Annotated in this window: 22 protein-coding genes and 1 pseudogene; 7 read left to right on the top strand and 16 right to left on the bottom strand. The window is 55.5% G+C overall.

Annotation, left to right across the window (positions count from 1 at the left end; translation table 11 throughout):
- Positions 1-105: 105 nt before the first annotated feature.
- Positions 106-2,325 carry a mechanosensitive channel protein gene (gene ybiO / locus ACI2J2_RS10595; protein WP_404760045.1) on the top strand — a complete coding sequence of 740 codons (2,220 nt, stop codon included), beginning with the start codon at positions 106-108 and terminating at the stop codon, positions 2,323-2,325.
- A 6-nt stretch (positions 2,326-2,331) separates the two neighbouring features.
- On the opposite strand, the gene ACI2J2_RS10600 is transcribed toward ybiO, so the two are convergent.
- The 5 genes from ACI2J2_RS10600 to rlmF form a co-directional block, all read right to left on the bottom strand.
- Positions 2,332-3,339 carry a S9 family peptidase gene (locus tag ACI2J2_RS10600; protein WP_265556341.1) on the bottom strand — a complete coding sequence of 336 codons (1,008 nt, stop codon included), beginning with the start codon at positions 3,337-3,339 and terminating at the stop codon, positions 2,332-2,334.
- Positions 3,336-3,965: a GNAT family N-acetyltransferase gene (locus ACI2J2_RS10605; protein WP_404760046.1), complete on the bottom strand. Its 630-nt coding sequence runs from the start codon at positions 3,963-3,965 to the stop codon at positions 3,336-3,338. The genes ACI2J2_RS10600 and ACI2J2_RS10605 overlap by 4 nt, the downstream gene beginning before the upstream one ends.
- Before the next feature lie 11 nt (positions 3,966-3,976).
- On the bottom strand, positions 3,977-4,540 hold the full coding sequence (locus tag ACI2J2_RS10610; RefSeq protein ID WP_404760047.1) for a TetR/AcrR family transcriptional regulator: 564 nt from the start codon (positions 4,538-4,540) through the stop codon (positions 3,977-3,979).
- A gap of 190 nt (positions 4,541-4,730) precedes the next feature.
- Entirely contained in the window at positions 4,731-6,035 is a 1,305-nt protein-coding gene (locus ACI2J2_RS10615; protein WP_209632349.1) for a PAS domain-containing methyl-accepting chemotaxis protein, read from the bottom strand.
- Positions 6,036-6,339: 304 nt separating this feature from the next.
- Entirely contained in the window at positions 6,340-7,305 is a 966-nt protein-coding gene (gene rlmF / locus ACI2J2_RS10620; protein WP_209632348.1) for a 23S rRNA (adenine(1618)-N(6))-methyltransferase RlmF, read from the bottom strand.
- A gap of 119 nt (positions 7,306-7,424) precedes the next feature.
- On the opposite strand from rlmF, the gene ACI2J2_RS10625 reads away from it, so the two are divergent.
- Positions 7,425-8,063 (top strand): flavin reductase family protein, encoded by a 639-nt coding sequence (locus tag ACI2J2_RS10625; protein WP_404760048.1) that lies wholly within the window; start codon positions 7,425-7,427, stop codon positions 8,061-8,063.
- A gap of 165 nt (positions 8,064-8,228) precedes the next feature.
- Positions 8,229-8,489, top strand: a complete 261-nt coding sequence (locus ACI2J2_RS10630) for a YdgH/BhsA/McbA-like domain containing protein (RefSeq protein WP_404760049.1) — start codon at positions 8,229-8,231, stop codon at positions 8,487-8,489.
- A 63-nt stretch (positions 8,490-8,552) separates the two neighbouring features.
- Here the strand turns inward: ACI2J2_RS10630 and ACI2J2_RS10635 are convergent, their stop codons facing one another.
- The 4 genes from ACI2J2_RS10635 to ACI2J2_RS10650 all read right to left on the bottom strand — a co-directional run bounded on the left by ACI2J2_RS10635 (position 8,553) and on the right by ACI2J2_RS10650 (position 13,576).
- The gene (locus ACI2J2_RS10635; protein ID WP_404760050.1) at positions 8,553-10,409 is read right to left on the bottom strand and encodes a M3 family metallopeptidase; all 1,857 of its coding nucleotides are present in this window, start codon (positions 10,407-10,409) and stop codon (positions 8,553-8,555) included.
- Between the two features lie 51 nt (positions 10,410-10,460).
- On the bottom strand, positions 10,461-11,420 hold the full coding sequence (gene ybiB, locus ACI2J2_RS10640; protein ID WP_404760051.1) for a DNA-binding protein YbiB: 960 nt from the start codon (positions 11,418-11,420) through the stop codon (positions 10,461-10,463).
- 38 nt (positions 11,421-11,458) lie between these two features.
- On the bottom strand, positions 11,459-12,091 hold the full coding sequence (locus ACI2J2_RS10645) for an FMN-binding negative transcriptional regulator (protein WP_404760052.1): 633 nt from the start codon (positions 12,089-12,091) through the stop codon (positions 11,459-11,461).
- Positions 12,092-12,154: 63 nt separating this feature from the next.
- The gene (locus ACI2J2_RS10650) at positions 12,155-13,576 is read right to left on the bottom strand and encodes an MFS transporter (RefSeq protein ID WP_404760053.1); all 1,422 of its coding nucleotides are present in this window, start codon (positions 13,574-13,576) and stop codon (positions 12,155-12,157) included.
- Positions 13,577-13,676: 100 nt separating this feature from the next.
- Between ACI2J2_RS10650 and ACI2J2_RS10655 the strand changes: the two genes are divergently transcribed.
- Complete coding sequence (locus ACI2J2_RS10655) at positions 13,677-14,513, top strand: helix-turn-helix transcriptional regulator (RefSeq protein ID WP_265556334.1); 837 nt, start codon at positions 13,677-13,679, stop codon at positions 14,511-14,513.
- A gap of 2 nt (positions 14,514-14,515) precedes the next feature.
- Here the strand turns inward: ACI2J2_RS10655 and ACI2J2_RS10660 are convergent, their stop codons facing one another.
- The gene (locus ACI2J2_RS10660; protein WP_209632340.1) at positions 14,516-15,145 is read right to left on the bottom strand and encodes a LysE family translocator; all 630 of its coding nucleotides are present in this window, start codon (positions 15,143-15,145) and stop codon (positions 14,516-14,518) included.
- A gap of 56 nt (positions 15,146-15,201) precedes the next feature.
- The gene (locus ACI2J2_RS10665; protein ID WP_404760054.1) at positions 15,202-16,116 is read right to left on the bottom strand and encodes a LysR family transcriptional regulator; all 915 of its coding nucleotides are present in this window, start codon (positions 16,114-16,116) and stop codon (positions 15,202-15,204) included.
- 113 nt (positions 16,117-16,229) lie between these two features.
- Here ACI2J2_RS10665 and ACI2J2_RS10670 point away from each other — a divergent pair, with 113 nt between their 5' ends.
- Complete coding sequence (locus ACI2J2_RS10670) at positions 16,230-17,582, top strand: DHA2 family efflux MFS transporter permease subunit (protein WP_404760055.1); 1,353 nt, start codon at positions 16,230-16,232, stop codon at positions 17,580-17,582.
- Here the strand turns inward: ACI2J2_RS10670 and ACI2J2_RS10675 are convergent.
- Positions 17,541-18,455, bottom strand: coding sequence for a DMT family transporter (locus ACI2J2_RS10675; protein ID WP_404760056.1), 915 nt, complete (start codon positions 18,453-18,455; stop codon positions 17,541-17,543). The genes ACI2J2_RS10670 and ACI2J2_RS10675 overlap by 42 nt on opposite strands.
- Before the next feature lie 135 nt (positions 18,456-18,590).
- Here ACI2J2_RS10675 and ACI2J2_RS10680 point away from each other — a divergent pair, with 135 nt between their 5' ends.
- The gene (locus ACI2J2_RS10680; RefSeq protein ID WP_209632336.1) at positions 18,591-19,025 is read left to right on the top strand and encodes an Lrp/AsnC family transcriptional regulator; all 435 of its coding nucleotides are present in this window, start codon (positions 18,591-18,593) and stop codon (positions 19,023-19,025) included.
- A gap of 107 nt (positions 19,026-19,132) precedes the next feature.
- Here ACI2J2_RS10680 and dinG read toward each other — a convergent pair.
- From dinG to ACI2J2_RS10700, 4 genes and pseudogenes are all read right to left on the bottom strand, one after another.
- Positions 19,133-21,224 (bottom strand): annotated as a pseudogene (dinG, locus tag ACI2J2_RS10685) (ATP-dependent DNA helicase DinG); the annotation flags it as partial.
- Positions 21,225-21,286: 62 nt separating this feature from the next.
- Positions 21,287-21,673: a tautomerase family protein gene (locus ACI2J2_RS10690; protein ID WP_404760057.1), complete on the bottom strand. Its 387-nt coding sequence runs from the start codon at positions 21,671-21,673 to the stop codon at positions 21,287-21,289.
- Positions 21,663-21,995: a carboxymuconolactone decarboxylase family protein gene (locus ACI2J2_RS10695; protein WP_404760058.1), complete on the bottom strand. Its 333-nt coding sequence runs from the start codon at positions 21,993-21,995 to the stop codon at positions 21,663-21,665. The genes ACI2J2_RS10690 and ACI2J2_RS10695 overlap by 11 nt, the downstream gene beginning before the upstream one ends.
- A gap of 135 nt (positions 21,996-22,130) precedes the next feature.
- On the bottom strand, positions 22,131-22,781 hold the full coding sequence (locus tag ACI2J2_RS10700; protein WP_404760059.1) for a glutathione S-transferase family protein: 651 nt from the start codon (positions 22,779-22,781) through the stop codon (positions 22,131-22,133).
- A 241-nt stretch (positions 22,782-23,022) separates the two neighbouring features.
- Between ACI2J2_RS10700 and ompC the strand changes: the two genes are divergently transcribed.
- On the top strand, positions 23,023-24,120 hold the full coding sequence (gene ompC / locus ACI2J2_RS10705; RefSeq protein WP_209632331.1) for a porin OmpC: 1,098 nt from the start codon (positions 23,023-23,025) through the stop codon (positions 24,118-24,120).
- Positions 24,121-24,416 lie beyond the last annotated feature (296 nt).

Consider the following 24,416-nt stretch of genomic DNA (forward strand, 5'->3'; position numbering starts at 1 on the left):
GCACGCGTTCCCACTCTTCATCTCTCTTCATTTCCTACTATGTTGTTTGTTTTTTATAGCATTTGTATTTAATCCGCCGATTTACAGAGCCCCAAGAGAGGATCAATGCCCACAACCGCATACTCCCGATTCGGTTCTCATCTGCGAGAACATTTACGTTTATTCCCGTTGTTATTGCTGCTGACAGTCGCCGTAGCCTCTCCACGAGCGATAGCGCAACCCCCACAAAATGCCGCTCCTGGTGACCAAACTGAACAACAGAAAGCGTCTTACGCCGCGCTGGCGGATATTCTGCAAGATGACAAAGCCCGTGCTGGGCTGATCAGTCACCTGAGACAGCAGGCCGGCGAATCCGCCGCAACCCAGCCGCAAACCGACACGCCGGAAGCCGCCGACACGCTGAGCGATAACCTGAGCAATTTGGCGCAGGCTGGCATCAGTACCCTCAACCAAAGGTTGAATTCGCTACAAAAGCTGATCGACTCCGGCCCCAAACGCACGTTTAATGCCGACAGTTTTTTTCGCGCCCTGGGCTATTTCCTGCTGACAGTGGCGGTCACTTTTGCCCTGTTCCATCTGATCCGTCGTCTGATCGCCCCCCTGTATAAGCACATGGGCAACTGGGGCCACAACGCCAGGGTGCAACACGGCCCTTGGTATAAACGTCCCGTCGCCATCCTCGGTGCCTTTGCCGTCGATCTGCTGGTATTACTGCTGGCGCTTGCAGCGGGCAACCTGTTCGCTCGCCATGTTAATGCCGACAGCGCCACCATCATGCGTCTGCAAACGCTGTTTCTGAGTGCCTTTGCGGTGATTGAATTCTTCAAAGCGGTACTGCGGCTGATCTTTGCCCCCAACTTTGATTACCTGCGCCCTTTCCCGTTCAGCGACACCTCGGCCCACTACTGGAATACGCGCCTCGCCTGGCTCAGCGGTCTGATCGGCTACGGCCTGATGGTTGTGGTGCCCGTCGTGGCGGTACAAATCAGCTACCCGGCCGCGGCCGCGGTCAATCTGGCGGTGATGCTGGCTTTGACGCTGTATGCCGTCGCGTTGATCTTGCACAACCGCAAACCGATACAGCACCAAATTAACCTGCTGGCAGAACGTTCGATGGCGTTCTTTAGCGTAATTCTTCGCGGCCTTGGGCACGTCTGGCACCTGTTGGCGATCGCCTATTTCCTGGTGCTGTTCGTGCTTTCACAATTTGATATCGGCAACAGCCTGCGCTTTATGATGACGGCAACGGTGAAAAGCCTGCTGGTGATCGGCCTGGGGGCCTTACTTTCAGGCATGTTAACTCGCTGGATTTTTCGCCGCATCTCACTGCCGGCCGACGTTAATCTGCGTTACCCCATGCTGGAGAGACGCATTAACGCCTACATCCCAAACGGATTGAAAATCCTGCGGGTCATGGTGGTTTTGGCCGTGACGCTGTTCCTGTTCGACGCCTGGCACCTGATCAACCTGTATCAATGGGCGAGCAGCGACAACGGTGGAAAGGTGATTGGCGGGCTGATGCATATTCTGCTGATTCTGGTCATTGCCGTCTTCAGTTGGACGTTGATGGCCAGCGTCATCGAGCACCGGCTGGCGCTGGAGTTGAGCAATGGCATTCGCCCAAGCGCACGCGAGCGCACCCTGTTGACGCTGTTTCGTAACGTTCTGGCGATCGTGATCAGCACCATTACCATCATGATTGTGCTGTCGCAGGTCGGTATTAACATTGCGCCCCTGCTGGCGGGTGCCGGGGCGCTCGGCCTCGCCATCAGTTTTGGTGCACAAACGCTGGTGAAAGACGTGATTACCGGTGTCTTCATCCAGTTTGAGAACGGCATGAATACCGGTGAATATGTCACCGTCAGCGGCATTACCGGCACGGTGGAGCGCATGACTATCCGCTCAATTGGCCTGCGGGACGATTATGGTGTTTACCACATCGTCCCCTTCTCTTCGATCACCACATTGGCGAACTACGCCCGCGAGTTTGGCGTCTACCGAGCCAATTACACCGTGAGCCGTGATGAAGATATTGATCGTGTCCACGACGTGCTGCATCAGGCCGTCGCCGCGCTGAAACAGGATGAGCAGGTGAAGTACTTTCTGATTGGCGAACCGGTGTTCAACGGCGTGGTGGCGCTGGGCGATCGCTCTTTCACTACCCGGGTCACCCTACGCACTCAGGCGCTGAAACAGTGGGTCGTGCAATACGCCCTCGATCGGTTGGTGAAGATGCATTTCGAACGGGCGGGCATCACCCTGCCACAGCAGGCGATGCAGCTGTCCTATGCGCCGAACGCGGGACCACAACCGGCAGCGCCCTGACAAGCATCACCGCGTCGTGCAGGGATGGGCGGCCAGGAAGGCCGCCACATCCTGCTGATAAGCGTCAAATTGTATCGATCGCGGCGCAAACAGGCCGATGATGTTGATCAACGACGGGTAACGGACAAACAGCGGTTTGACCATGGCATGGTCAGCCTGTTCGATTCGCGTCACCGTCAGCAGGTCGGCGGGGACGACTTGCCGGTAGACGCGTTCAGTCTCGTTCGCATCAACATTGATGTCGCGTCCGCCCACCATCAGGTGTACCGGTGTTTTGTAATTTCTCAGCCCCACCCTGGCGTCACTGGCCATGTTGGCACGAATAAACTGCCAACGATCCGCACTTAACGTCGCCGCCTCACCATATTCACGGAGGTATTGCGTGTAGCCGTCCGGCTGTTTCAGCAGGGATAATACGTGCCTCTCTTGAGCTTCGCGCTCCTGAATGCGTTGCTCATCATCACCCGCAGCCTCCATTTCCGCTCGGGTGTTGTATCGCCCCTGTGTTAGCCAGTTGATCGCCGGAGACATCACCAGCGTAAAAGCGATATCGGGTCGCCGCCGTGCAACGTCCGGCATCACCCACCCCGCCTGGCTTGCCCCCCATAACCCGACGCATTGCGGGTTAAAGCGCCCGTCTTTTCTGGCCCAGTCAATAATGTCCGCCGTTTCTTTTGCCCGGTCGTCCATGGTTTGGTGCAACCAGTTGCCGGAAGAGCCGCCGATGCCCGGTTTATCAAAAGATAAAACGGCATAACCCTGTTCGGCCATGGTCTCCCAAATGCCGTAGTAACCTTCGTCACGGCTGGCATTGGCAGGGCCATCACCATGAACAAAGACAATCACGCCCGGCTTTCCGTGCACGTTTTTCGGCAGCACCAGCGTACCGGCAAGGGCGTTGCCACCGGCGGTCAACCGAACCGGCTCGGTGACATATTGATAGTCGTTGGCGTAGAGGACCCAGCCTGACGCCACGACAAACAACACCAGTAAACAAACGGCTATTTTTTTCACCGCATTTCCCCGATGCGCTTTTCCATTAGCAACCAGTTTGCCTGGCGAAACAGCCACCACAGTGAAGCGTGTCTCTCCCGCCGGCCCATGTTGAAACCACATTGTTGATACAGACGCCGTGCGCCGATATTTTGTTGGCTCACGTGCAAACGCAACCAACGGTTAGGCTGCTGTGCCGCTGCATAGTCCGTTATCCATTCGATCAACATTTTTCCCACGCCTTTGCCCCGCAGCTTTTCATCTACCGCCAGGTAGGAGAGATAGAGTTCACCGGCGGCAGGCGCGTGCTGTAAGAACGCGATTTGCAGGTACATACGCCAAAAGTTCAGCATGCCATAACGACGGCACAACCCCAGTATCGGCAACGGACGCGCCCTCAAGGCACAATTGCCCAACCGCCCCGCAGACTTGAGCCCAAATGCTGCCACCACCTTACCCGCTCGCCGAACGACAAAGCTGTGCTCCTGACTGTTGCTTTGATTCCAGCTCCACAGCCAGTAAAACAACCGCCATTGTTGGCGTGCGCTCAACCCGCACTGGCGTTGGAATTTGTCGTCAAAGGCAGCGTAAATCAGCGCAGCCGTCTGCAAGCGACAGGATTCACGGTAAGGTTGTATATCAAGCATTTTTCGCCCCATTACGCTTGCATGAAAATCAACTGTTCCAGCAAGTGATTCGCCACCGTCGGCGCCTTGCGCGGGAAAATCGCCTGCCGCAGGGCCTGGCTTTCAATCACGTCCAGAATCAGTTGGGCAAGCTCGTGCGGATTTAACGCCGCCGCAATCTCGCCAGCTCGCTGCGCCAGGACGATAACCTGCACCAGCGCCTCCGTCAGTTGCTGCTGGTTGGCATCAAACTTCTTCGCCAAAGTGGCATTGCGGGCAACCTCCGCCACGATTTCCGTCGCCAACTGAACGCTGTCCGGTGATGAGACAAAAACATGATAAGCGGTGAAAAAGTCGGACAGCGCCTGCCGGGGCCGGTGTTTATCCTCAACCAACCGTGCGGCGAACTCCGTGAAGAACGCATTCTCCAGAAGCGCTATTTCACCGATCAAGGCGTCCTTACCGGCAAAATGGTTGTAAAGGTTACCCACGCTGACACCCGCGGCCTGTGCGATATCTCGCATACTGGTCTGGTGAAAACCCTTATGGGTAAAGCTGTGCAATGCGGCATCAACAATTTTTTCTCGGTTTCCCATGAGCCTGTCTCGCGGTTGAAAGGTGGCTAGCGACATTCAATTTATTACGCAAGTGAACGAACGTTCGTTCACTTTTAATGGCAGCATACAGAATGTCAAACCGACGAGTTTGAACCAAAGATAAACAACCCGCAGAAGGGTAAAGCGAGAAAGGCGCTAACCCCGTTGCCCAGGGTTAGCGTAGAGACGATCAGTGCAGTGCACCCTCTTGTTTAACCGAGGTGAAGGCCTGCATCAGTTTCACCACGTCCTGCATGCCAACGTTCACCTGATTGATCACTTCCCCGGCGTCATGCGTCAGAGTCACCCCACCACCAGCCTGATCCACGCAGGTTGCCATGCCGGCAATCGCCGCTGCCACGCCGTGCTGAATGGATTTGGTCATTCGCTCTATCTCCGTCGCCGCCTTACGCGATTGCTCTGCCAGCGTGCGCACTTCATTGGCCACCACGGCGAAACCCCGCCCGTGCTCGCCCGCATGTGCGGCCTCAATCGACGCGTTGATCGCCAACAGGTTTGTTTGGGAAGCGATTTTACGGATAGCCTCAACAATGGTACCAATTTGCTGTGAGCACTGGCCCAATTCACTGATCACATCAGACGTTTGACGCGCTGCCGCCTCAACCTGCCGCATGCCTTCCACCGCCTGCTGAACGATGAGCGCGCCCTGCGATGCCTGCCGGTCAGTATCCAACGACAAATGGTGCACGTTGCGTACCATCTCCTCTTCATGCTGCTGTTGCATCATGAGTCGGGTGATGTCTTGAGCGATTTTTACAACCTTCACCAACCGCCCATTTCCGTCGAGGATCGGATTATAACTGGCTTCCAGCCATACCCTGTCCCCACGGCGGTTGACGCGTTCAAAGCGCCCGGTGATAAACTCACCGCGAGACAGTCGCTGCCAGTGTTGGCGGTAATCATCGGAGGCAGCAAACTCCGGCGTGCAAAGCACCGCGTGTGACTGCCCGCGCGCTTCTTCCAGCCGATAGCCAATGACCTTCAACATATTGTCGTTGGCGTCGAGGATCGTTCCCTGCGCGTTGAACGTGATCATCGCCATGGAACGATTTAACGCCGCCAATAAACTCTGATGTTCCTGCGCCTGAGTAATGCGTTCCGTCACTACGCTGGCGATCTTGACGATCTCCACCACCTGGCCTTTCTTGTTTAAGACCGGTGCATAGGTACCCTGCAACCACACCGTTTCACCGTCTTTGCGAATGCGTTTTATATTATCCGTGATCGGTTTGCCATTATTTAACATATCCCAATGTTTGAGATAGGCAGAACTTACGACATATTGCGGGTCACAAAAAATACGGTGATGCTGGCCAATCACCTCCTGCCGCTGGAATCCCATGGTCTGTAAAAATAAATCATTGGCGCGCAGCACAGTGCCATCAGGTTTAAATACAATCATGGCAACGGCATTTTCTATCGCACTCAACTCAGCGCGGCTGTGGGTATTTAACTGACTGAATCGTAACAGCATAATGTGGGTGTCCTTCTGGCAGATGATTTAGCGAGAAAACGCTTTTCATTTTATTTTCTTGCACGCTGCGCCCACACACAGACGTGCAACACCCCGAGAAACAGGCGAGCCTAATTTCCCCGGATAGACGATATTAACCGAGTTAAAAACATCAATTTAGTTATGTGATTATTATTTTTTGAATAAATAATTAAATTAGGATTTTTGTTACAGATAACTGTATTGAGAATAACGCAAGTTGAAGAAATTGAAAGGGAAACGCGAAGTTTTATTGGCGCCGGCGACAAAACCGGCACCCGGGGAATTAACGCCAGCGTTCTGCCGCCCACGCGGCTTGTTGTTCTGCGTCGTGGAAGGTCCAGGCCACAAAACGGCTGATCTTTTGTCCCTGCGCCATCTCAATGGTACGGACTTCGGCGGCACCCGCCAATTTTAACGCATGGTAAATCGACGGCAGCGTCGTGTTTTTAGAAATCAGCGACGTAAACCACAGGCAATTCTGCGCCTTGCTGACGCTTTCCTCGACCATTTTACGCACAAAGGCTTCTTCGCCCCCTTCACACCACAGCTCATTATTTTTACCGCCAAAGTTCTGCACCGGCTTGTCAGCCACCTCGCCTTTGCCCAGCTTGTGCAGTTTGCGGCGGGTACTCGCATGCGCTTCTTGTTCAGAACCGTGGAACGGTGGGTTACACAGCGTAGCGTCAAACTTCTCTGCCACACCGATAATACCGTTAAAGATGAATTCCGGCTGTTTTTGCAAACGCAGGCGCACGCTGTTTCTCAGCGTTGGGTTCATCTCGACGATCATTTTGGCCGAATTAAGTGACACGGGGTCGATCTCAGATCCGGTAAAGCGCCAGCCGTACTCGCGCAGGCCAACGATCGGATAGATACAGTTGGCACCAATACCTACGTCAAGGATCGCCACACCTTTACCGCGCGGGATTTCGCCACCGTTACTGGTTGCCAGCAAGTCCGCCAAGTGGTGCAGGTAATCTGCGCGACCAGGGATCGGAGGGCAAAGGTAGTCGGCTGGAATATCCCAATGCTCGATACCATAAAAATGTTGCAGCAACGCACGGTTGAGCATTTTAACCGCTGCCGGATCGGCAAAATCCACTGAGACATCCCCCCAGGCGTTCGGCTTGACGAACGGCTCCAATGCCGGGCAACTGGCGATCAGTGCAGGGAAATCATAGCGTGAGCGATGACGGTTACGCGGGTGCAGGCCGCTTTTCTGCTGCGGGAAGGTTTTCTTTTTTTCCACCGTGACGGGATCTCTTAAAGGTATTTCTGGCGCGTAAGATACCATAAAGCGCCGCTAAACTTGCAGCGTGCGGGAAACACGTCAGAATAAAAGCTCTCTTATCTCATGACAGGTCACTTATGAGCAGTGAGTCTCGTTATTATTATGAACCCGCCGCAGGCCACGGGCTGCCACACGATCCACTGAACGCCATCATCGGCCCACGTCCGATCGGCTGGATCTCATCAATCAGCGCTGCCGGACAACGTAATCTGGCGCCCTATAGCTTTTTTAACTGTTTCAACTACCGCCCGCCGATCGTTGGCTTTGCCAGCAGTGGCTGGAAAGACAGCGTCGCAAATATTGTCGAAACAGGCGAATTTGTCTGGAATCTGGCGACACGCCCACTTGCCGATGCCATGAATAACAGTTCTGCCAGCCTGGCACGGGGTGAAGACGAATTTGCCTTTGCCGGCGTAACGCCGTTAGCCAGCCGCCGGGTAAAGGCTGAACGGGTAGCGGAAAGCCCGGTCAACTTTGAATGCCGTCTGTCACAATGTATTCAATTGCAAAGTGCTGCCGGGGAAAAGGTAGACACCTGGTTGGTACTGGGGGAAGTGGTTGCCGTGCATATCGATCGTGGCTTGCTGGACGAGCACGGCATCTATCAGACCGCGGCTGCCGAACCGATCCTGCGTGCGGGAGGCCCCACGGCTTACTATGGTATCTCGGAACAACACCGTTTCGATATGATTCGCCCGGACGCGCAAAAGCGCTGAGCAAGCCACCCTTTCTCCGTTTGGAGAGAGGGTTAATTAACAATCAAAAAATCTGAAAAAGATTATCAATACTCTCCGATTTCATCCTGCCTGTCACTGCGCAATAATTATTCCATCGAAAGGCAACCCCCTTTCACCCTTATAAAATTGACAGGAATGACCATCATGAAAAACATCAAAACTTTTGCTGTTGCTATCGCTCTTACTGCGGTTTCTTTCACATCTTTTGCTGCAGAACACGTTAGCGCACAGGACGCCGTCCAGTTTGAAAAAGCCGGTGTGATCACTGCCAGTGGTGCTACCGATCTGAGCAGCTTGAAAGCACAGCTCTCCGCCAAAGCCGATGCAGCAGGTGCCAAGGCCTTCACCATTACCTCCACCAGCGGCAACAACCTGATGCATGCCACGGCTGTCCTCTATAACTGATCGACCGATTAGAAATAAAAAAGCCCGCCGATACGCGCTATCGGCGGGCTTTTTTCATGGTCGTCAGGCCAGGCGTGCGTTTATCGCCGCGGCGAAATCACGACACATCTTCTCATCGCCTTCCGCGTTGTCCGCCAGTACTTGCTCACCATCCACCACGCGGATATGCGCCGCCAGATCAAAATCCGCTGCGGGTTGAGGCCGCGTAGCAGCATCGGCAATCGTCTGACGCGCATCCTGCCATGCCTGAGCCACCGTCTGGTTACAAGACTGCGCCAGATAATCGGGGTTAAAGCCTTCCCCAGTCAGGCTGCGCAACGTATCGTCATGGCTCACGCTGTTTCCCGGTAGCCAATAGTGACGCGCCAGATCCGGTCCAATGGCCGGGTTGTCAGTAAGATAGCCGTCACGCTGCAGGAAAAATTGGCGCGTCTGTTCAACGGCCATTAGCGCCAGCAGATAACCTTGATAGGAACACGCCGACTCCAGAGACAACAAGTGTGGGATGGCCAACGTTGGGCGCGGGCTACCGCTAATGCCCAGAATCTTACGTTCAACTTCACGTGCCAACGCGGTGATCGCTTCTGGCGTGCGCTGTTCGTCATCCCACTGATACAACGCCCACTCAAAGTAAGGCACCAGCAGAATATGGCGTTCATTGAACGCGCGCATCGGTTGACGTGCGGCGATGCTGGCCTCAATTAATGCATCCGGCACCGGTTCACCGGCGGCATTTTTCGCATAGCGCTTCAACCAGTCGGCGTCGTCCAGCAGGCTGTCGCAAAACATCGACTGGGTTTCAGCATAGGCCATCGAGGTCGGCGGAAACTCTTGTGAGAAACAGGGGGCATTCTGGCAAATATTGGCAAAGTGCGCCGCGTGGCCGCCTTCGTGGAACAACGTATTCAAACCATGAGCACCGCTACCCACCTGGTCCGGCTGCGCCAGGCTGGTGAAGTTAATGCGTGCCGGTAGCCATTTCCCCTCTTGAATGAACGGCGGCACCGGGCCATGCATAAAACCATTTTCATATTTGCCCTGGCGTACCAACAGATCGAGATCCATTTGCGCGCCGCGGAACCCAATATGCAGACGTTTAAAACTGTTGATCCAACGCTCAAGCGACTGCGCAAATGGAAAGTAAGGATCCAGTTGGCGGGTCACGTCACCCGCGCTGGCAAAGCGCACATTCCAGGGTTCTAACGCTTGCTCGCCTTTTTCCGCGGCCAACTGCTGCAAGCTGCGTGAGTTCGCTTCGCGGGTTTGCTGTTCGAAACGATCCAAAATGGCGAACAACTGCTCCGGCGTCATACGCTCGGTTTTATTCACCTTGTAGTCAAAGTAGTTACGAAAACCCATCTGGCGCGCAAAGCGATTGCGCAGGCTAATCAGCTCCGGCAAACCATTATGCAGTAGCCATTGCTCCAGCTCGCGCAACGCGTTTTGTGAACTGCGGCGGTATTCTTCGTTTTCATTGGTGGCCTGGTTGGTCAGCAGTTCACCGAGCGAGGCGTTCACCCGCTGCCCAGCCGCATTCTGATGGCTAACCGGATTGCTCTTGCGTCGGGTATAAAGATCCGCCTCGGCGCTGATAATTTGGTCCAACAGTGTCTGGGCGTCGGCGTCTTCAATCGCGTTGCAATCAAAAAACCGCAGCCAACCGTTCAACCCATGTTGCAGAGCATCACGCTGCGCATCCTGCGGCAAAATCTCCAGCCCGGCCAGCAACTGGCGAATTTCAGCCAACCGACGCGGCTCGGCGATAAAGCGCTTGTAGGCGCTCTCCGCTGCAGAGAAACGCGCGGAAACGTCATCACCGCCCATGCCCATATAATTCTGCCAGAACAGATCTTCTTTGGTGCGGTGAACGTCAAGGTAATCCTGATTCAATTGATTGAAGTAATCGAGAGCCTGTTGCATAACCATCCTTTCAGAGCCGATTTGCGAAATGTTCCAGTATAGCCAATGGATTTACGCGTCGCGTAAACGTTCCAATCCCTGTTCCAGGGTGTCTGCTTCACCGGTTGCTACCAGGCAACAGGCAATTTGGCGCTGGATCGCCAACGGGATCGCAATGTCACCCGCCAGGCAACGTTCTGTCCAACGTGCCGTGGTCTCTGCATCTTTCGCTGCCGGTAAATCAGGCGTTTCATCCTGCACCGGACGCTCTAGCAGCACCTGCTGCTCACCGTCGACAATGTAATGAATCTGCGGGCAACGCTGCGGGTTGGCATAGGCTTCACCTTCGGTGCCGTGCATCAGTAACCCACGCGCCCCAATCTGGCGGAAGAATGACGCCACACGGCCAACGTACTCAGGGTGCGACACACTGGCGATACGCAATACATCCTGCTCGGCAAACGGCGTCGCCAGTTTGGCTAGCGTATGGGCGCTGTTGCGCACCCCCATGCGCCAGCGCATACCCAGTTGACGTTCCAGGGGCGCTGACAAGGCAGATACCGGGATAAATACCGTTTCCCCCTTATCGAGGCGGTGTTGGGCATGGGCAGCCTCTTGCGACCAGGGCAGGCCCAGCAACGTAAAGGTGTCGGCGCTGGTCACGCGGGTGCTGTCATCCAACACGCCATGTACCACCACCGGCAGGCCAACGCGCGTCAGTAGCAGCGCCAATAGTGGCGTCAGGTTCGCCTGTTTGCGCGCACCATTATAGCTGGGCAACACCACTGGCATCGGTCGCCCTTGCGGTGCCTGCAAACGCATCACCTGTTGCTGCATGGCCTGGTAAAAGCCGATCATTTCCTCTTCGGCTTCCCCTTTAATGCGCAGGGCGATCAAGATACCGCCCAGCTCCAGTTCGCCCACTTCACCGGCCAGCATCTTTTGATAGAGCTGAAAGGCAGTTTCCCGGTCGAGATCGCGTGCGTGGTTCTTGCCACGGCCTATTTCTTTGATAATTTTGGTGTAATCCATCGCCTGCATCCCCTAATTCAATCTGGGATTAGCATACCTTATCCACGCCGCCGCTCAACCTCATCCGCCAGTTGCTGCTGGGCAACGTCACCGGCACGCAATGCAGCGACAACCCCGTCAACGTCATCGGCGCTGCGGTTCTGGCTCATCTTCCATTTACCTTCCCGGTGGGTCACTGTGATTTCAATACCGACAATGCCCTTCATCTGCGCAGCGATATAATTGGCAGGTGCATCTTCCCTATGCCAGGGCTCAGGTTGACGGCCTTCCTGCAGCGCCGTTAATCCGTCCAACTGTTGCCGCAGCCAGCCTGCGTCCTCTGTCACTCGCGGCACACCTCGCAGTTGCACCACGCTGTAATTCCAGGTCGGCACGGCTTTACCGGTTTGCCGTTTGGTTTCATACCAACCCGGCGAGATATAGCCCTGTAGCCCCTGAAATACCACCAGACATTCCTGCACGGCCTGCAACAATGGCCAGTGTGGGTTGGCGCGGGACAGGTGCGCCCGCAGATGCACGTGGCCCTGTTCATCCGCATCAATCAAGAACGGCAACGGGTCCACCACCAGGCCCTGGTCTCCATGGCTAATGAGCATCCCCAGCGGGTTGGCACGCACCAGTGCAATGTGGCTCTCCAGACAGTCGTCACGGAATGAGGTGGGTTGATACATGGTGTCAGGCTTCCTTCAGCGCAATGGAATGATGAGATAGCAATAGCACCCGACGACCGTTGATTAAAGAGCCACTTTGCGCTGTTGTTGAATGATCCACCTTAACAGCACAAAGGCGACAAGCATGGCCAACAGGTTGTAGATCATCGCTCCGGCAAACGCCTGCCCATAGCGTTCTGCACCAGCGTCACCCACCAACAAGGGGACAAAAAACGCGCCGCTGGCGGCAATCCCCATTGCACCACCAATCTGCTGCACGGTGGAAATCACCCCCGCAGCCATGCCGGCCTGCTCTTCTTTGGCCAGCCCCAGAACCAGATTAAGTAATGGCGTCATACTCATCGCCTGACCAAAACCCAGGATCACCAGCCCCGGCAGGAGCCACAATGGTTGCGCCAACGCCGCTCCCCACACCACTTGCACCACCAACAGCGCCATTCCGGTTGCATAGATCACCACGCCAAACGCCAGAACACCATTCCCCCAGCGCTGCACAAACGTCGGTGCAAGGAATGAGGCCAGCATAAATGCCACGCTGGCGGGTGCAAACAGGCTTCCCGCCTGAAACGGCGTCAGGCCCATTCCCGATTGCAACAACAGGGCAAAACACAAAAAGAAGGAGGAAGCCGTAGAGTAAATCGCCAGCACCACCACCACACCCGGGGTAAAACTCCCCTGGTGAAGCAGCGCCGGATCCAGTACCGCATCGCCGGAACGCATCGACAGTCGACGTTCCCAGCGTATAAAGGCCCATAGCACCCCCAAACCCAGTGCCAATACCGGCAATATCCACCAGGGCCAACCACGCGATGGTCCCTCCAACAGCGGAACTAACAGCAATAACAACCCTGTCGCGGCCAGCAGTAATCCCATGCCATCCAACCGCTGAGCCTGTTCGAGACGTGATTCTGGGAGACTCCGCGCCGCCAAGATCGCCAATGCACCGATCGGCAAATTAATCAGAAAAATCATGCGCCAGCCGCTACCGAAAATATTGGCTTCAATGATAAATCCACCGAAGATCTGCCCCAAAATGGCCGCCAGCCCCAGCGTCATTCCTAACCAGGCAAAAGCGCGCCGCCGTTGATGTGGGCCGTACAGCACACGCAGCAGCGCATAGATCTGCGGAAACAACAGTGCCGCCATCGCCCCTTGCAAAAAACGCGCTGCGATCAACATGGCCAGAGACGTCGCCAAGCCACACAGTGCCGACGCCAGCGTAAACCCCAGCATGCCCAGACTGAACATCCGGCGTCGCCCGAAACGATCCCCCAAACGTCCGCCTGCAATCAATAACACACCAAATGCCAGCTCATAGCCGGCAATAATCAGCCCGACACCGGCAAAATCAGCGGCGAACTGCTGCTGAATGACGGGCGCAGCCACGTTTACTACGAACAGGTCGAATACGGTGACAAAGCCCCCCAACAGCAACACGGGCAACCCCACCAGGCGACGATCACCCTCCGCTAATGACTGTTCCATAAATGCCTCCAAATATTGAGATGGCAGCAGTATGGAACATGTCCTAAACTGTTACTATATAGCCAGTTATACTATTACTGAGAGCAACAGGACAGTCACTATGCCGCCACGTACCCTCAACCGAACCCGTCAGGATCTGGCGGATTTTCTGCGTCAAAAGCGCGAAAAATTGTCACCGCAGGCTGTCGGTCTGCCAAGCGGCACCCGACGCCGTACGCCGGGACTGCGGCGTGAAGAAGTCGCCGCGCTGGCAGGGGTCGGCCTCACCTGGTACACCTGGCTGGAACAAGGGCGGGAAATCAACGTCTCGGTGGATTTTTTGGAGAACCTGGCACGTGTGCTGAAGCTGGATGCAACCGCCCGTTACCATCTGTTTTTGCTGGCACATCAACGTCCCCCCGTACCGGTTGGCCATCAATGGTGCCAGGTCTCGCCGCTGGTGCGTCGTCTGCTGGACGATCTGCACCTTCGTCCGGCTTACGTCATGAACCTGAGTTGGGACATCATCGCCTGGAACCCTGCTGCGGAACGGCTGTTCGCCATTGGCGACCGCCCGGCAGAACAGCGCAACATGTTGTGGATGCTGTTCGCCGATCCACACCTCAACCAGCGTCTGGTGGAATGGCAGGCGCAAGCGCCGCAAATCCTTGCCAGCTTCCGTCGTGACTACGCCCGCGCCCCGGAAGATGCCACCATGCAGCAACGAGTACAGGCACTGGAACAGGTCTCACCACAGTTTCGCCAGCTGTGGCAACAGCATGACATTCACGGCCGTTGTCAGGGAGAGCGCACGTTCAATGTGCCCGGTGCCGGTCAGGTGACGTTTGAACATGCGTCGTTCATTGTCGATGAGGAAAATCATTTGCGGTTGGTGATGTACAGCGCGCTGGCGCAATGCCCGACCAGCGCGGCGTTTGAGGCGTTATTACAGGCGTAAGGCTATTTACGGCTGTCAAAAATCAACTTGCAGGCCAACCCGGCGAACACGCTGCTCAGCAGGTAGTTCGGCCAACGGGCACTGAACTGGCGGCCGACAAAGCGGCTTTTCATGCTGCTGACAGCCATGATAAGCCCGCCGTTAATCACCAAACCCACCAGATTTAGCACTGTCGCGAGCAGCAGCATTTGCGCCACCAGTGAACCGGCATGCGGATCGATAAACTGCGGGAACAGTGCCAAAACGAACAGCGCCATTTTGGGATTGAGGATATTGGTGAACAACCCTTGCCGGAAAATTCGGACGGTTGGCACTGCCGTTAATCCGGCAGATGCCTGCAAATGGCTGCCAGAACGTAACGTTTTCCATGCCAAATACAGTAAATACGCCGCCCCCAGTAGCCGCACCGTATCGTAGGCCAAGGGTACTGCGACAAACAGTTGTGATAAACCCAGGGCCGCCGCCAGAGCATGGCAGTAGGTGCCCAGTTGGATGCCCGCCAGAGAGGCAAAACCGGCTCGACGCCCCTGGCTAACGCTGCGTGAAGCAATCAGCAACATATCTGGTCCTGGGGTGACCGCGAGCGCCAGACAGGCGCCGGAAAACAGCAAAATGGTGGAAGCGTCAATCATAAGTCACCCGTACGCAGCATGGTGGGAAGCAGGCGTTATCATATGCCAGCGCTAAATCACTGCCAAGGTGCTTTGGGCGTGAAGGCCGACAGCAGCGCCTCAATGGCCACCCGCACCCGTAGCGGCATGGTGATGCCTTTCAGCCACACCACGTTAATCGCCAGCCCCGCGCCACAACTGCCTGGCAAAATCTCTTGCAATGTCCCCGCAGCGAGTGCGTCGTGCGCCAGCCAACGCGGCAACATGGCAATCCCCTGTCCCGCGCAAACTGCGCTGAGTGCCGCCTCCATATTGCTCAGCCGCAAACGGGTCGGCAGGGTCACGCGTTGTACTTTTCCTTGTTCATCCATTAACTGCCAGGGCGGGCTACGCCCATCGCGTAACAGGCCCACCGCCTGATACCGCGATAACTCAGCGACCCTATCTGGCTCGCCTTGCCGCGCCAGATAGGCCGGGGCGGCACAGAGTATTTGCTGTTGTTCACCCAATTGGCGTGCGGTGATTGCCGCCGCATCGCCTGGTGAACCGATACGCACCGCCAGATCGATCCCCTCTTCCGCCAGATCAACCCTACGGTTGGAAAACAACGCGTCGAGCTGCAACAGAGGGTAACGATCCGCCAGCGACAATAGCGGCGGCATCACCCACTTTTGGCCAAACAATACCGGTAGCGATACCCGCAATCGCCCTTCTGGCGTATGGGCGCGGGCCGCGAGCTGGTTTTCCGCCGCTTCCAGCGCTGCCAATGCTTTCAGGCAATCGTCATAAAACAGTTGCCCTTCGTCAGTCAAAGACAGACTGCGGGTGGTGCGTTGAAATAGCCGCACCTGTAACCGCTGTTCCAGTCGCGCCACGGCTTTCCCCACGGTTGAACGGGAAAGCCCCAACTGCTCTGCTGCGCGACTAAATCCCCCCGCCTGCACCGCCTGCACAAAAGCGCGGATCGCATGTAGCCGTTCACTGGAAATCATGCTGGCCTCTTATTGACGATATTAATTCGCCTATTAAACGATGAAACACCGCCACTGGCTATAACAAGCACTGAGTACACTGAAGGCAGGCTTTTTAACCGAGGACATACCCGATGAGTGAACGCAGCGAAATTCTGACCGACGTCAGTACCCCGCGCCTGTGGCGGCTGCTGATTGGCATCAGTATCGCCAGCTTTTTGGGCTGCATCGATTTCACTATCGTCAATACCACCATTCCCGCCATTCAGCGCGAATTGGCCGCGCCCTTGAGTCAGGTGCAATGGGTCATGACGCTGTTCGTCATGGCATTGTGCGCCTTTATGGTCAGCGCCGGGCGACTGGCAGACCTGTACGGCCGCCGCCGGGTATTGTATTGCGGGATGTTGGTGTTCGCCGGCGCGTCACTGGGGGCGGGGCTGGCGGGCAGTATTGAGCTGCTCAATGTTTGGCGCTTTGTGCAGGGCGCAGCTTGCGCAGTGTTGTATACCGCCACCACCGCCATTGTCGCCGATGCCTGGCCCCCCCAGCAGCGCGGTCGCGCAATTGGCATTTTATTGGCAGTTAACGGTCTGGGGTTGGCCATCGGTCCGGTCGCCGGAGGCTTGCTGGTCGGCACGCTTGGCTGGCGCTGGGTATTTTTGTTGAACGTACCGCTGATCGCGCTGAGTTTCGCCTTCTGCCTGGGCACTGTGCAGGAATCCCGCGCACAGCAAGGTGCAACGTTGGATATTACCGGCCTGATCTTGCTGGTGACTGGCGTTGCCGGATTGCTGTTGGCCATTAGCCAAGGTGGCCAGTGGGGGTGGCTGAGCCTGAAAACGTGGCTCACGGCGTCAGTGGCGGTGGCCACACTGATCCTGCTGGTGCCGGTCGAGCGTAGAGCGCACTCTCCCTTGGTACCCTTAGCGCTGTTGCGGCGTCCGGCGTTATTGCGTGTCTGTTTGTTAAGCGCGCTGTTAGCCTTCTTTTACTGTGCCGCCTTCTTCCTGATGCCCATTTATCTGGAAAACACCCGCCATTATGAGGGCGTGATGCTGGGGCTGCTGCTGTTGCCGACCACCGCCGTAATGGCATTGATTTCGCCCTGGGTCGGCAGGTGGGTGGATAAGTCCGGCCCGCAGCCGGCGCTGGTCCTTGGTTTTGCCGCGTTGGCCGCTTCTGCCGCACTGCAAAGCCAGTTTAACGCCGGCAGCCCGTTACCCTTATTACTTGGCGCCTTTGCCCTCATGGGCCTAGGATGGGGATGCATCCTCGGCCCCTTGGTGTTGGCAACGCTGAGTACCGTCAGCGAGGCGCAAAGCGGCAGCGCATTGGGGATTACCTGGACGCTGCACAATCTTGGCGGCGCGGTTGGGTTAGCCCTGGCAGCATTGATTTATCCGACCTACGGCTACCAGGCCGTGATGCTGCTGCTGTTGCTGCTCTCATTGTTCGGAGGCCTGCTTGCTGTCTGGCATCGCCGTTGAGCGGATACGACGTTCGCCTAACAGGTTCATGCCAGCGGCCGCCAGCAAGATGATCGCAGCACCAGCAAATTGGAGGGCGACCAACCGATGACCAAACGCCAACCGATCGACCAGCATGGCAGCAATCGGATAAATAAATGACAGCGAACCGATCAGGTTGGTTGGCAACTTTTGGATCGCGCCATACAGCAGCACGTACATCAGCCCGGTGTGTAATACACCGAGTGTCGCCAGCATTCCCCACTGCCCAACATTGGCTGGCGCGTGAAAATCAACCCACGGCAACAACATCACCACGCCGACCGTAACCTGGATCAGCGCGATCAGGTGCGGCGGCGTGCCCTTCAGCCGCTTGGCGGCCAGCGCCATCAGCGCATAAAAAAAGGCCGCCCCCAACGACAGCAAAATTCCCAGCAGGTAGTTATTCTGACCGCCCGTCTGCTTAGGCTGCGCCAGCACCACCAGCATCATGCCGACAAACGCCAACACCAACCACAATAGCTTGCGGGCAGTCAGTTTCTCTCCGAGGAACAGTGCTCCCAGGGCCACCAACATGAAAGGCTGGGTGTTATACACCGCGGTAGCGATGGAGATGGATGCATAGGAATAAGCGGCAAACAGCAATAACCAGTTGACCACCAACGCGACACCGCCGGCAATCGCCAACAGCAGCGTGGCCCGCGTCAGGACATCACGCCGCAACTGGCCGAGTGCCGCACAGATGGCCAGCAGTACCAGTGCCCCCACTGCACAGCGCCAGAACACCACATTAATCACCGGTTGACCGGACATCAGCACAAACCAGCCAATGGTGCCGGAAATCAGCATTGCGGCAATCATCTCCAGCGAGCCGCGTTTTATCTCTGCATTCATCGTTGTTTCCTCTAATCAGCCAATAGACTTAGCTTGCGACTTTACCCTCCAGCTTTCCATGGCATAAAAAAGGCCAATATGCTTAACTGCCTTTTTATTGAAGGCATAAAACAGAAATAACCTAATGGAGGCTATATGGATGATATTGATCGCCAGATCCTGACGCTGCTTGCTGAGGATGCAAGAGTCTCACTCAAAACCCTCAGCGCCAGCGTTGGGCTTTCGTCGCCCAGCACTTCGGAGCGTCTGCGACGGTTGGAAGAGAACGCCGTCATCCAGGGCTATACGCTGAACGTCAATTTGCAGGCGTTGGGCTACGCTTTTCAGTCACTGGTACGCATCAAGCCGCTGCCGGGCATGCTGAAGAAGGTCGAGCAGATGATTCAGGATATCCCGGAGGTGATTGAGTGTGACAAGGTGACGGGCGAGGACTGCTTTATCGTGCGACTGGTGGCACATTCGATGGAGCAGCTCGACCAGATCCTCGATCAACTGGCCGAGCGGGCGCAGAGCAACACCGCCATCGTCAAAACCACGCCGGTGAAGCGTCGTTTGCCGCCCCTGCTTTGATTAGCGCGTGCGCCGGCGGGCGTACGGGCTCTTGCGTTTTTTGTCTTTTTTCTCCGCCGCTGCGGCGGATTTGAGCGCAGCCTTGTGCGCCTTGTCAGCGTCCGGCACTTCCCGCTGTTCAATGGGAAACACCGGCAGTGACGCCAACAAGCGCGAACCGTAGCTTTTGGTCAACAAGCGGCGATCGTAAATCACGATCTCGCCATGGCACTCATTGCTGCGGATCAGCCGGCCCACCTGTTGGATCAGGTTGAAGGAGGCGCTCGGCAGGCTCTGCACTTCAAACGGATAGCGCTTCAGCGATTTTAGCCATTCGCCTTCGGTCAGGATCACCGGGCTGTCGATCGGCGGGAAAGCAATCTTGTGGATATGCACCTGGGTCAGCAGTTCGCCCTTCAGATCCAACCCTTCGGCAAACGACTGCAGGCCAACCAGCACACTGGCAGTGCCCTTCTCAACCCGTTTGCGGTGTTCTTCCACCAGCCGGTAACGCGGCTGATCACCCTGTACCAGCAACATCAAGCGCAGATCCGTGACATAGCTGAGAAAAGTTTGCATTGCCCGGTGGCTACTGAACAAAATCAACATGCCTTTGTGCTTGCCACCGGCCTGTTCGGCGCGGAAAAAGCGCGCCATCTCTTCCAGATGTTCGGCCTCATTGGCCATCGCCGGTTCAAAACGCATGTTCGGGATAACAATTTTGCCCTGCTCCACGTGATTAAAGGGTGAAGACAGCGCTTCGAAACGATCGCCGGCTTTTTCGCTCAACCCGCTCATTTCTTGCAGGCGCGCAAAACTGTTCAATGAACGCAGCGTTGCCGAGGTGATCACCACGTGCGGCACCTTGCGCCACAGCAGTTTTTCCAGCTGATCGCTGACGCGAATACCCACGCAGTGCAGGTACAGATGCGTCACGTTATCCCGCAGATCACGCGTCACCCATTTTGAGATGGGGGCATTAGAAGACTTGTCTAGCGCAGCGAGTCGCCAGAGCTTACTCATGGCCTCCAGATACCCCAAGGTGCGGCTCATCTGAATAATCGAACGATGCAGACGCACAATATCGTGCTTGCCGGTCTGTTCACTGAGATCGTTGAGTATGAACTCTGCCACCCCGCGTAAGGCATCCGTCAGTTTGAATAACCGTGCACTGGTTTCCACCATCTCTACCGGCAGTTCACCCATTTCAAAGCGGTGTTCGGCGATCACCGTATCTGTCGGCAGAAAGGCGCTGACCTGATGTTCAAAAATCTGGATCAGTTCGCGCATCTCTTCACAGTGGTTCTTCAAGCGTTCGTCGTTCGTCAGGCCCGGCGGGTTCTTTGGCCGATATTGCGTCATGCACTGTTCAACATGGCGCACGATCATGTCCAATTGCAGATTGGTCGACAGCGCGGTAATTTCACCGTCAATCTCCAACGCATCACGCGCAACGTCCGGCAGGTGGTGGCCTTCATCGAGCACCAGCAGCAGCTCCTTGGGATTCGGCAGTACCGATTCGGTTTCCAGCGCCGCCATCACCAGCGCATGGTTAGCCACAACCACATCGGCAGTTTCAATCTCTTTGCGGGCAATATAAAACGGGCATTCACGAATATAGTGGCAATTGCGCCCCAGGCAGTTGGCTTTATCGGTACTCAGCTTGATCCACAGCGGATCGTCAATCGACAGTTGATAATGGTCGCGCAACCCGTCCCACTCATGGCGGCTGAGCGCTTTACTCAGTTTTTGGCATAACGCTTGCTCTTCACCGCTCGAAGGTGCCAGTTCGTCATCCAAAAACAGTGTCAGATCGCCCTGCTCACTGACGTCTGTGCTCAGCGCCGCTAAATTACGCGGGCAAACATAGCGGCCACGACCAAAGGCGCCGGTAAACTTCAGATCGGGAATGATCTTCTTAAGCAGCGGTAAATCTTTACTGTAGATCTGATCCTGCAACGCCACGTTAGCCGTACTGACCACCAAGGGTTTGCTTTCTGCGCGACCCACGGCGATCCCCGGGATCAGGTAGGACAAGGTTTTGCCTACACCGGTGGGCGCTTCAATCGCCAGGTGGCGCGAATAATCCCCCGCCAACGTTTTCGCGACTTCAGCGATCATCTGCCGTTGCGGTGCACGGGAAATAAAATCCGGTATTTGTTGCTGCAGGGCTTTGTACCACTGGCCAATCTGATCTTTAACTGCGGGGGAGAGCGCCATTCAACTCTATATCTCTACGAAATGATGGCGCTATTGTCCCACAGACCGACTGCCGCGTCAGCCTAGCCTTCGATCATTGAAGCGCGCCCCGCACTGAACGACCACTCATCCAATTGCGTCGTGGTGATCACCACCATCACATCTTGCGGACGTAACCCTATGTTTTCCGCCAGCAGTTGCGCCAACCGCTGGTAAAAGCGCTGTTTGGTGGCGGTATCTCGCGGACGTCCGATGGTGATGTAAAACAGTACATAATCTTCCGACCGTGGGCCGCCCAGATAGTCACGATCGTAAATCAGCTCGCCAGGGCGGTATTGGTCGATAGCCTGAAACTTATCGGCTGGCGGCACATGGAAGGTTTCGACCAATGCCTGATGAAGGCTATCGGACAGGGTTTTCAGGTAGCGTTCCGATTTGCCCTGATGCAACGCGATGCGGCTAAATGGCATGGGACGACGCCTGTTTCAGTTCACGCAGGCGCGCCACGGCGGTGGCTGCCGCAGGCCAGCCGGCATAGAAAGCCAGATGGGTGATCAACTCGGCAAGCTGTTCAATACTCACGCCATGGCGTTCGGCCAAGCGCAGGTGAAAAGGCAATTGCTCCACACGGTTAAGTGCCACCAGTGCCGCGACCGTAATCAGGCTGCGTTCACGCGGAGTGAGGTCCGGTCGCTGCCAAACGTCGTCGAATAATACGCTGTCACTGAGCTGTGCCAGTTTGGGGGCAATGTCACCGAATGCTTGCTGGGCCGTCTGTTGGGAAGGTTGCATCACATACTCCTGCTGTTTTAAGGGATAGCGTTACGCTACCCCTTAACCTCAGGGGTGAAAATCGGGATTTTTAGCATTGAAGGTTCATCAAAACAGGATGGTTAATGCCCCCCAACTCAGCCTGAGAGGCAACACCTATTCGAGCGGGGCCACATTATCGAAATGCGCCTGGAACAAGGCGTTAAATTCGGCGCGCTGCTCAACCTTCCTGGCGATGGCACTCAGCGTCGGGCAATGCTGTTGGAACCAACGCTGCCCCGGCCGCCAATGACACATTACCGCCACATAAAGATCCAGTGCGCTGAAGCTCCTGCCGAGAAACCAGGGGCCATCGTCACAGGCACTGGCCAATTGCAACAGTAGCCGCTGGCGATAGCGCAAAATTTCGGCCGCTAATTGTTCTGACTCCGGCGCTTTTGGCAGCCATCTTTCAGGATGGTCAGCGTAGGTAAAAGTAGGATAAATTTCAGCGTTGATGAACAGCAACCACCGCAAAAATTGTGGCAGCAATGCAGACCCCGCATGCGGCACCAGCTCGGCGTGCGGGGCACGATCGTGCAGCAACAGAATAATTGCCGCGCTTTCCGTCATCACTTCCCCATTGGGTAGAATCAGTGTCGGAACCTGCCCTAACGGGTTCAGTTCCAGCAGCCGATCGCGCTCGGGGCTGTCCAACTGATAGTCCACTTCCTCGTAGCCCCAGGGAAACCCCGTTAGCTCCAGAGCAGCGGCAACAATCGTGGAGCCGCAACCGCGGGTACCCAATAACGTATAAGTTTCACGCATGATTTTTCCTAAAATCAGGAACAGTATCGCTAACTGTAGACCAGTCGCTGACACTTGCTCGAGGAAGAAATTCACACTTTCCGCAACTTTTTTAATCGTTCGATATGAAAATGAATATTTTGTCATAAATAGATCACATAACTGCGGTAAAAAACCTGCGCTGCAAACAATCAAGCGGCACAGTGAAACAGCAGTACAACTGATGATAAGCGTCTTTCAATCGAATAAAGCAGGGTAAATCATGAAACGTAATCTTCTGGCCGTTATTATTCCGGCACTTTTAATTGCGCAGACAGCACAGGCAGCAGAAATCTACAATAAAGACGGCAACAAACTTGATTTTTACGGCCGCGTAAAAGCACTGCACTATTTCTCTGACGATACCGGCAATGATGGCGACAAAACCTATGTGCGTATCGGTTTTAAAGGCGCTACTCAAATTAACGATATGCTGACTGGTTATGGCCAGTGGGAATATCAGATTTCAGCGAACCATTCTGAATCCGACAGCGCGAAAGACACCAAAACGCGTTTGGGCTTCGCCGGTTTGAAATACAAAAACCTCGGTTCATTCGACTACGGTCGCAACTACGGCATTATTTATGACGTCGGCGCCTGGACGGATATGCTGCCTGAGTTCGGTGATGATGCTTACGTCAAAACCGACAACTTTATGAATGGCCGTACCAACGGCGTTGCAACCTACCGTAACAACGACTTCTTCGGTCTGGTTGACGGTCTGAAGTTTGCCATTCAGTACCAAGGCAAGAACGAAAATGACGGCCGCGCCGGCAGCAAAGCGAACGGTGACGGTTGGGGCTTGTCTTCCAGCTATGAAATTATCGACGGCCTGAGCGTGGGCGCAGCCTATGCTTCTTCTAACCGTACTGCCGGCCAAAAAGCGGGCACCTTCGGCAAAGGCGACAAAGCCGATATCTGGGCTGGCGGTCTGAAATACGACAATAATGCCGTTTACCTGGCAGCAACCTATTCACAAAGCCGCAATATCGCGCCTATTTCTGGCACGGCGACCATTAATAATACGTCTACCTCCGTCAGCGGCTTTGCCAATAAAGCAGAAGGTCTGGAGCTGGTTGCACAATATCAGTTCGACTTCGGCCTGCGCCCATCACTGGGTTATGTTCAGCAGAAGGGTAAAGATATTGAAGGCATCGGCGACGCCGACCTGGTTAAATATATCGACGTAGGTACTTACTACTATTTCAACAAGAACATGTCGACCTATGTTGATTATAAAATCAACCAACTCGACAGCAACAATAAGTTGGGTCTGAAAGATGACAACGTCATCGCCGTCGCCCTGACTTACCAGTTCTGATGTGATGAATAACCACCACTGCAAACCTTAGCTTCACTTGATATGTTACTTCGCCGGGCGGCTACGCCCGGTTTTTTTCATTGGTGCTTTTCCCCCTTTCCCGCCCGATCGCTGTTCTGCATCCCGTAACCGCACGCCGAAACTTGCCTTGTAAAACAATCAGGTCTAGATGTATACCCTACAGCTTTCACGTTGCAGCCGGGCGGCCGGCTCGCTCATCCCCAGTGACTGTAGGGGCGCCGCATGCTGCGCCCCTACAGTCACTGGGGTGACAGGTCTGCAATTTGAAAGATGAT

Origin of the sequence: Serratia sp. NPDC087055 (genome assembly GCF_044900985.1) — a bacterium.
Classification (GTDB): domain Bacteria; phylum Pseudomonadota; class Gammaproteobacteria; order Enterobacterales; family Enterobacteriaceae; genus Serratia.

Coding starts and splice junctions, on each gene's coding strand:
- ACI2J2_RS10695 (WP_404760058.1), bottom strand. CDS start 21,995: ATGCAACCTTCCCAACAGACGGCCCAGCAAGCATTCGGTGACATTGCC.
- ACI2J2_RS10655 (WP_265556334.1), top strand. CDS start 13,677: ATGCCGCCACGTACCCTCAACCGAACCCGTCAGGATCTGGCGGATTTT.
- ACI2J2_RS10680 (WP_209632336.1), top strand. CDS start 18,591: ATGGATGATATTGATCGCCAGATCCTGACGCTGCTTGCTGAGGATGCA.
- ACI2J2_RS10690 (WP_404760057.1), bottom strand. CDS start 21,673: ATGCCATTTAGCCGCATCGCGTTGCATCAGGGCAAATCGGAACGCTAC.
- ACI2J2_RS10660 (WP_209632340.1), bottom strand. CDS start 15,145: ATGATTGACGCTTCCACCATTTTGCTGTTTTCCGGCGCCTGTCTGGCG.
- ybiO (WP_404760045.1), top strand. CDS start 106: ATGCCCACAACCGCATACTCCCGATTCGGTTCTCATCTGCGAGAACAT.
- ACI2J2_RS10625 (WP_404760048.1), top strand. CDS start 7,425: ATGAGCAGTGAGTCTCGTTATTATTATGAACCCGCCGCAGGCCACGGG.
- ACI2J2_RS10605 (WP_404760046.1), bottom strand. CDS start 3,965: ATGCTTGATATACAACCTTACCGTGAATCCTGTCGCTTGCAGACGGCT.
- ACI2J2_RS10650 (WP_404760053.1), bottom strand. CDS start 13,576: ATGGAACAGTCATTAGCGGAGGGTGATCGTCGCCTGGTGGGGTTGCCC.
- ACI2J2_RS10610 (WP_404760047.1), bottom strand. CDS start 4,540: ATGGGAAACCGAGAAAAAATTGTTGATGCCGCATTGCACAGCTTTACC.
- ybiB (WP_404760051.1), bottom strand. CDS start 11,420: ATGGATTACACCAAAATTATCAAAGAAATAGGCCGTGGCAAGAACCAC.
- ACI2J2_RS10675 (WP_404760056.1), bottom strand. CDS start 18,455: ATGAATGCAGAGATAAAACGCGGCTCGCTGGAGATGATTGCCGCAATG.
- ACI2J2_RS10630 (WP_404760049.1), top strand. CDS start 8,229: ATGAAAAACATCAAAACTTTTGCTGTTGCTATCGCTCTTACTGCGGTT.
- ACI2J2_RS10670 (WP_404760055.1), top strand. CDS start 16,230: ATGAGTGAACGCAGCGAAATTCTGACCGACGTCAGTACCCCGCGCCTG.
- ACI2J2_RS10635 (WP_404760050.1), bottom strand. CDS start 10,409: ATGCAACAGGCTCTCGATTACTTCAATCAATTGAATCAGGATTACCTT.
- ACI2J2_RS10665 (WP_404760054.1), bottom strand. CDS start 16,116: ATGATTTCCAGTGAACGGCTACATGCGATCCGCGCTTTTGTGCAGGCG.
- ACI2J2_RS10645 (WP_404760052.1), bottom strand. CDS start 12,091: ATGTATCAACCCACCTCATTCCGTGACGACTGTCTGGAGAGCCACATT.
- ACI2J2_RS10615 (WP_209632349.1), bottom strand. CDS start 6,035: ATGCTGTTACGATTCAGTCAGTTAAATACCCACAGCCGCGCTGAGTTG.
- ACI2J2_RS10700 (WP_404760059.1), bottom strand. CDS start 22,781: ATGCGTGAAACTTATACGTTATTGGGTACCCGCGGTTGCGGCTCCACG.
- ompC (WP_209632331.1), top strand. CDS start 23,023: ATGAAACGTAATCTTCTGGCCGTTATTATTCCGGCACTTTTAATTGCG.